Origin of the sequence: Massilia sp. CT11-108, from assembly GCF_047302915.1 — a bacterium.
Classification (GTDB): domain Bacteria; phylum Pseudomonadota; class Gammaproteobacteria; order Burkholderiales; family Burkholderiaceae_D; genus Telluria; species Telluria orientalis.
In genome coordinates, this window is record NZ_JBKYMO010000727.1 from 1 (window position 1) to 2084 (window position 2084).

Sequence of the window (2084 nt, forward strand, 5' to 3'; positions counted from 1 at the left end):
CGCACGATGACCGTGGAAGCCGGCTGCATCCTGCAGGACATCCAGCAGGCGGCCAGCGAACACGGCATGCTGTTCCCGCTGTCGCTGGCGGCCGAAGGCAGCTGCACCATCGGCGGCAATTTGTCGACCAATGCGGGCGGCACCGGCGTCCTGCGCTACGGGAACACGCGCGAACTGTGCCTGGGCCTGGAAGTCGTCACGGCGCAGGGCGAGGTGTGGGATGCCCTACGGGGCCTGCGCAAGGACAACACCGGCTACGACCTGCGCGACCTGTACGTGGGCGCGGAGGGCACGCTCGGCGTCATCACGGCGGCCGTACTGAAACTGTTCCCGCAGCCGAAGGCGGCGATCACGGCGCTCGTCGCGCTGGCCACGCCGCGCGACGCGCTGGCGCTGCTGAAGCTCGTCGAAGGCGAATGCGGGCCGACCTTGACGGGCTATGAATTGATGAGCGACGTCAGCCTGCGCCTCGTCGCCAGCCACTTCCCCGACCTGCCGAAGCCGTTCCCGGAACGCTATCCGCAATACGCGCTGCTGGAACTGTCGAGCCACGAGTCCGAGGCGCACGGCGTGGCGCTGCTGGAGCGCGCGATCGAACGGGCGCTGGAAGACGGGCTCGCGCAGGACGCCGTCGTCGCGACGTCGATCGCCCAATCGCGCGCGCTGTGGGCCATCCGCGAGCACATCCCGCTCGCGCAGGCGGCGGCCGGCAAGAACATCAAGCACGACATCTCCGTGCCGATCTCGCGCATCGCCGACTTCATCGAGACGACGGATGCGCAACTGGACGCGGACTATCCCGGTGTGCAGGTCGTCTGCTTCGGCCACCTGGGCGACGGCAACCTGCACTACAACGTCGCGCCGCCGGAAGACATCCGCCACGACGATTTCCTCGCCGAGCAGGGCCCCATCAACCGCATCGTGCACGACAGCGTGGCGGCGCATGGCGGGTCGATCTCGGCCGAGCACGGGATCGGCGCGTTGAAGCGCGACGAGCTGTCGCGCTACAAGTCGCCGGTCGAGCTGCAGCTGATGCGTGCGATCAAGGCTGCGCTCGACCCGCTGGGCATCATGAACCCCGGTAAAATCCTGTGACCCGGAGACCTTCATGATGCGTTTTCTTCCCCTGCTGGCGGCCTGCCTGTTGACCAACGCCCTCGCCGATCCCGTCTACAAGTGCACGCACGACGGCAAGACGGGTTACTCGGATCGCCCGTGCGCCCACGGCAAATCGGTCGAACTGCCGGCGCCGGCGGGCATCCGCCCGGACGGCGCGGAATCGGTGCCGACGCGCGACGCGCGCACGCTTCTCGCGCTGGAAAAGCTGCGCATCGCAAGGGAGAAAGAACAGGAACGCAGCGACAAGGCCGACGCGCGCCAGGCCAGAGCCGCCGCCACGCACCGCAAGCAGTGCGCGCGGCTGAACCTGCGCAAGCGCTGGGCCGAGGAAGACGTCGCCCGGCTGACCGGCCGCGCCAGGGTGGCCGCGCAGCGCCGGTCGAAACGGGCGACGGAAGCGCTGGCGGTGGAATGTCCGGCGTGATCTTCGGCGTCAACCCGTTGTCGCGCTGGCTGCTGTTCGGCGAGTGGCGCGCGCACCCGATGCGCGCGGTGCTGGCCGTCGTCGCCATCGCGGTCGGCGTCGCGATGGGCTTCGCCATCCACCTGATCAATGCGGCGGCATTCAATGAATTCAACGCGGCCGTGCACAGCCTGTCCGGCCAGGCCGACGTCCAGGTCACGGGACGCGAAGCCTTGTTCGACGAAGGCATCTATCCGCGCCTGGCCACCCACGAAGGGGTCGCCCTCGCCTCGCCCGTGCTGGAAGTCGACGCCGCCCGGGCCGATGGCCAGGGGTCGCTGAAGATCGTCGGCCTCGACGCGTTCCGCGCCGGCTATATCGCCCCCGACCTGATGGGCGTGCCGGATGCGTCCCACCCGTACGACGTCCTCGCGGACGACGCCGTGTTTCAGTTGCGGGGGCGGGCGCGGGGGGGGGGGGGCGGGGGCGGGGGGGGGGGCGGGCTGGGGGGGTTTTTCAAAAGAGGGGCCCCCCGCGGGGGGGGGGGGGGGGGGGGGGGGGG

At 70.0% G+C, this 2084-nt stretch carries 2 protein-coding genes and 1 pseudogene; all 3 read left to right on the forward strand.

The features are described from left to right. The coding region (locus ACEN88_RS29975; RefSeq protein WP_413345573.1) for an FAD-binding oxidoreductase at nucleotides 1-1095 on the forward strand (1095 nt) is incomplete at its 5' end. A 13-nt stretch (nucleotides 1096-1108) separates the two neighbouring features. Next, on the forward strand, nucleotides 1109-1543 hold the full coding sequence (locus ACEN88_RS29980; RefSeq protein ID WP_413345575.1) for a DUF4124 domain-containing protein: 435 nt from the start codon (nucleotides 1109-1111) through the stop codon (nucleotides 1541-1543). Then, nucleotides 1531-2084: pseudogene (locus ACEN88_RS29985) on the forward strand (hypothetical protein); the annotation flags it as partial. The gene ACEN88_RS29980 and the pseudogene ACEN88_RS29985, both read left to right, overlap by 13 nt.